This is a genomic window from Pseudomonas sp. P5_B2, from assembly GCF_056400445.1.
Genome location: NZ_JBFULH010000492.1, coordinates 1 through 5,117 on the forward strand (window position 1 = coordinate 1; position 5,117 = coordinate 5,117).

The 5,117-nt window shown below is 58.3% G+C and carries 3 protein-coding genes and 1 pseudogene; 2 read left to right on the forward strand and 2 right to left on the reverse strand.

Going from position 1 to position 5,117, the window contains the following annotated elements:
- Nucleotides 1–2,207: preprotein translocase subunit SecA (secA, locus tag AC1DRJ_RS22850; protein WP_477804147.1), on the reverse strand; the 2,207-nt coding region annotated here is incomplete at its 3' end.
- A 307-nt stretch (nt 2,208–2,514) separates the two neighbouring features.
- Here secA and AC1DRJ_RS22855 point away from each other — a divergent pair.
- Nucleotides 2,515–2,970 (forward strand): DUF721 domain-containing protein, encoded by a 456-nt coding sequence (locus tag AC1DRJ_RS22855; RefSeq protein ID WP_477804148.1) that lies wholly within the window; start codon nt 2,515–2,517, stop codon nt 2,968–2,970.
- Between the two features lie 72 nt (nt 2,971–3,042).
- On the opposite strand, the pseudogene AC1DRJ_RS22860 reads toward AC1DRJ_RS22855, so the two are convergent.
- Nucleotides 3,043–4,404 (reverse strand): annotated as a pseudogene (locus AC1DRJ_RS22860) (helicase HerA-like domain-containing protein); the annotation flags it as partial.
- Between the two features lie 185 nt (nt 4,405–4,589).
- On the opposite strand from AC1DRJ_RS22860, the gene AC1DRJ_RS22865 reads away from it, so the two are divergent.
- Nucleotides 4,590–5,117, forward strand: a 528-nt coding sequence (locus AC1DRJ_RS22865) for a cache domain-containing protein (RefSeq protein WP_477804149.1), incomplete at its 3' end; no start/stop codon positions are given.

Below are 5,117 nucleotides of genomic sequence, written 5' to 3' on the forward strand. Positions count from 1 at the left end.
CGCAGGGTTTCTTCGTACAGGTGGTCGTCTTCGTCCAGCCACTGCTGGATCGGCAGCGCCACACCGAAATCGCTCTGCAATGCAGCTTCCAGACCGGCCACATCCCACTGCTCAGGCAGCGACTGTGGAGGAATGTGTGCACTGATGGTGGCGTTGAGCACGTCCTGACGGAAATCGGCGATGGTTTCACCGATGTTGTCAGCGGCCAGCAACGTGTTACGCATGTGATAAATCACTTTACGCTGTTCGTTGTTGACGTCGTCGAACTCAAGCAGTTGCTTACGAATGTCGAAGTTACGGCCTTCAACCTTGCGCTGAGCCTTTTCAATGGCGTTGGTCACCATGCGGTGCTCGATCGCCTCACCTGGCTGCATGCCCAGGGCCTTCATGAAGTTCTTCACCCGATCAGAGGCAAAGATGCGCATCAGGCTGTCTTCCAGCGACAGGTAGAAGCGGCTGGAACCGGCGTCACCCTGACGACCGGCACGACCACGCAACTGGTTGTCGATACGTCGCGATTCGTGACGCTCGGACGCAATCACCTGCAAGCCGCCCGATTCGAGCACTTGCTGGTGACGCTTCTGCCAGTCGGCCTTGATCTGGGCAATCTGCTCAGGCGTTGGATCTTCCAGGGAAGCCACTTCCACTTCCCAGTTACCGCCCAGCAGGATGTCGGTACCACGACCGGCCATGTTGGTGGCGATGGTCAGTGCGCCTGGGCGACCAGCCTGGGCAATGATCTCGGCTTCTTTTTCGTGGAACTTGGCGTTCAGAACCTTGTGTTCGATGCCTTCTTCCACGAGCAGGCGGGACATGTGCTCGGAGGTTTCGATGGTCGCGGTACCCACCAGCACCGGACGGCCCGCCGCCATGCTTTCCTTGATGTCGGCGACGATGGCCGTGTACTTCTCGTCGGCGGTCAGGAACACCAGATCGTTGTAGTCTTTACGTGCCAACGGCTTGTTCGGCGGAATGACCATGACCTGCAGGCCATAGATCTGATGGAACTCGAACGCCTCGGTGTCAGCCGTACCGGTCATGCCGGACAGTTTGTTGTACAGACGGAAGTAGTTCTGGAACGTGGTCGATGCCAGGGTCTGGCTCTCGGCCTGAATGTTCAGGTTTTCCTTGGCTTCGATGGCCTGGTGCAGGCCTTCGGACAAACGACGGCCCGGCATGGTACGCCCGGTGTGTTCGTCGACCAGGACAACCTGACCGTCCTGCACGATGTACTCGACGTTGCGGTGGAACAGTTTGTGCGCACGCAGGCCTGCATAAACGTGAGTCAGCAGGCCCAGGTTGTGGGACGAATACAGGCTTTCGCCTTCAGCCAGCAGGCCGATGCTGGTGAGCGTTTCTTCGACGTACTGGTGACCGGCTTCGTTGAGTTCGACCTGACGGGTCTTCTCATCGACGGTGTAGTGGCCGGCCTTGGTGACTTCGCCTTCAACCTCTTCGACGTGCAACTCCAGCTGCGGGATCAGTTTATTGATCTCGATGTACAGCTTGGAGCTGTCCTCGGCCTGACCGGAGATGATCAGCGGTGTACGGGCTTCGTCGATAAGGATGGAGTCGACTTCGTCGATCACGGCAAAATTGAGTTCACGCTGGAATTTTTCTTCCATGCTGAACGCCATGTTGTCGCGCAGGTAATCGAAACCGAATTCGTTGTTGGTGCCGTAAGTAATGTCGGCGGCGTAAGCCTGACGTTTCTCTTCCGGCGGCTGGAAAGGCGTGACCACGCCGACCGTCATGCCGAGGAATTCGTAGAGCGGACGCATCCAGTTGGCGTCACGGCGGGCCAGGTAATCGTTCACCGTCACAACGTGCACGCCCTTGCCGGACAGTGCGTTGAGGTAAACGCCTAGTGTTGCCACCAGGGTCTTGCCTTCACCGGTACGCATTTCCGCGATCATGCCTTCATGCAAGGTCATGCCGCCGATCAGCTGGACATCGAAGTGGCGCATGCCCATGACGCGCTTGCCGGCTTCGCGGGCGACCGCAAAGGCTTCTGGCAGCAGCTTGTCGAGGGATTCCCCTTTGGCGATGCGGGCCTTGAACTCATCAGTCTTGGCACGCAATTGATCGTCCGAAAGGGCCACCATTTGCTCTTCGAAGGCATTGACGAGTTGCACCGTCTTGAGCATGCGTTTGACTTCACGCTCGTTCTTGCTTCCAAAAAGTTTCTTTAACAAAGGCGCAAACATATCGGCAGGATCTTCCACACTAAAGGGATGGAGGGCGGCCCCGTGAGTCGCCCGTGCAGCCCTCATGGCCGCATGCGAACGAGCATTCTACCCGGAAACGATGGTGAGGAAAGTGGCGTTGTTCCACGATGCATGCACTGCGCTATAACGGGGCTCACTTAAAATAAGGGCTTTTTGCATAACTTCAAGCCATTCACGGCAGAAGTTACTCGTTGATTTAATGGGTAAAGCGCCCGCAAAGCAATGGGTCGGGTGCAGGTGGTGCTTTCTGCTACCATAGCCGCTCTGTTACTTCAGGTGTCTGATCATGGCATTTCGCCCTCTTACGGCCAGAGCACCCGCCGTTCTGCTTCGCGAAGCCAAACCGCTGAAAGCTATTTTTGGCCACGCTCAACGCCTGGGTCATTTACAACGTCTGCTCGAAAGCCAATTACAGCCCGCCGCCCGCGAACATTGCCATGTGGCGTCGTGGCGCGAAGGCAGTTTGTTGCTGATCGTCACCGACGGACATTGGGCCACCCGTCTGCGTTATCAGCAAAAGCGTCTGCAACGCCAGTTACAGTTGTTTGACGAGTTCGCCAGTTTGACCCGGATTTTGTTCAAGGTTCAGCCACCGACCGTTCAGCAAGGGGCGGCGGGGCATACCATCAGTTTGTCGACGGATGCCGGGGCGACCATTCAGGCCACGGCCGACGGGATCAGCGATCCGAATCTGCGGGCCGCACTCGAGCGATTAGCCGCTCACGCCAAACCCAAGGCCTGACATAGATCAAATGTGGGAGCGGGCTTGCTCGCGAAGGCGGCTGACCAGCCAACATCTCTGTTGAATGTTAACCCCGGCCTGGTCGGTAAAACTTGGTTCTTCGGGCGTAGGTTTGGCCGGCGCCGCATCGGGGTCCGGTGCCAACCCCTTGCGCCCCATCAGCACTTCATAAGCCGATTCTCGATCAAGCGGCTTGTCATATCGCCCTTGCAACGGCGAACTGGTAATCAGTGCCGCACGCTCGGCCTCGCTCAACGGCCCGATGCGCGATTGCGGCGGTGCGATCAATACGCGCTGGACCATTTCAGGCGTGCCTTTATCGGCCAGCGTCCCGACCAGCGCCTCGCCAATCCCCAATTCGGTCAATACCGACAAGGCATCGAACGCCGGGTTCGGCCRGAAGCCCTCGGCCACGGCACGCAGGGATTTCTGTTCCTTGGCGGTGAACGCGCGCAAACCGTGCTGGACGCGCAACCCCAACTGAGCCAGCACGTCATCCGGTAAATCACCCGGTGATTGGGTGACGAAAYATACGCCCACACCTTTCGAGCGGATCAGCCGCACCACCTGCTCCAACCGGTCCTGCAACGCCTTGGGCGTACCAGCGAACAACAAGTGTGCTTCGTCGAAAAACAACGCCAGCAGCGGTTTGTCCGCATCACCGCGTTCCGGCAACTGCTCGAACAGTTCAGCGAGCAGCCAGAGCAAGAAGGTCGCGTAAACCTTCGGTGCTTCGTGAACCAGACGACTGGCATCCAGCAAGTGAATGCGCCCGCGACCGTCAGCGGTTGGTTGCAGGATGTCTTCGAGTTGCAGCGCCGGTTCGCCGAACAACGCTTCAGCGCCTTGTTGTTCCAGCGTTGCCAGACGCCGCAACAGCGCCTGACTTGAGCCGGTGGTCATCAACGCGGCGTCATCCCCGAGCAATTCGGGGTGGTCACGCAGGTGATTGAGCAGCGCCTTCAAATCCTTGAGATCGAGCAGCAACAGCCCTTCGCGGTCCGCCACCTTGAACGCCGCGTACAGCGCCGACTGCTGGCTGTCGGTCAGCTCCAGCAAACTGCCCAGCAGCAATGGACCCATTTCACTCAAGGTGGTGCGCAATGGATGACCGGACTGGCCATKAATGTCCCACAGCGTCACCGGATACGCCTGAGGCTTGTGGTTCAGCCACGGCATCCCGGCGATGCGTTCGGCGATCTTGCCTTGCGGGTTACCGGCGGCACCGAGCCCACACAGGTCGCCCTTGATGTCGGCGGCAAACACCGCCACGCCCGCGTCGCTGAAGGCTTCGGCCATGCGTTGCAACGTGACGGTTTTACCCGTCCCGGTAGCGCCTGCGACCAGACCGTGACGGTTGGCCAGACGCATGGCCTGGGCGATGGACTGGCCGGCAAGGTCGGCGCCGAGAACGAGTTGCAATGAGTCAGGCATTTTGTCACCCATGGTTAATCTTTGATCCGGCACGGCCGATACAAAAATCGAGACTGCACAGAAATCAGCGTCGGTAATTCCCTAAGGAAAGAACGGAAATATCAGCTTATTTACAACATTGCCCACCTTGCGTGCCTTTATAAAAGCACGCCCAGGACATTAAGACCTTAGCGGAACCCCAAGCCATGAACAAAAACCTGCGCTTCAGCCATAAGATTTTGTTTGCCGCCGCGCTCATTGTTATTGCCGCCTTCGCCTCGTTCACGCTGTACAACGACTATTTACAGCGCAACGCCATTCGCGAAGATCTGAACAATTACCTCAATGAGATGGGAGACGTCACCGCCAGCAACATTCAGACCTGGTTGAGCGGCCGAATCCTGTTGATCGACAACCTCGCCCAAAACATCGCCATCAATCCAGAACCGTCCACGGTCGCCAGCCTGCTTGAGCAGAAAGCCCTGACGTCGACCTTTATGGCGTCATACCTGGGCGATGCCACCGGCAGCTTCACCATTCGCCCGGACGCCCAGATGCCCGCCGGTTTCGACCCACGGGTTCGACCTTGGTACAAAGGCGCGCAAAGCAGCAACACCGCGACCCTGACCGAACCGTACATCGATGCGGCCACCGGCCAGACCATCATTTCCATCGCCACTGCCTCGCGCAAAGCCGGACAAAGCGTCGGTGTGGTGGGCGGCGACTTGAGCCTG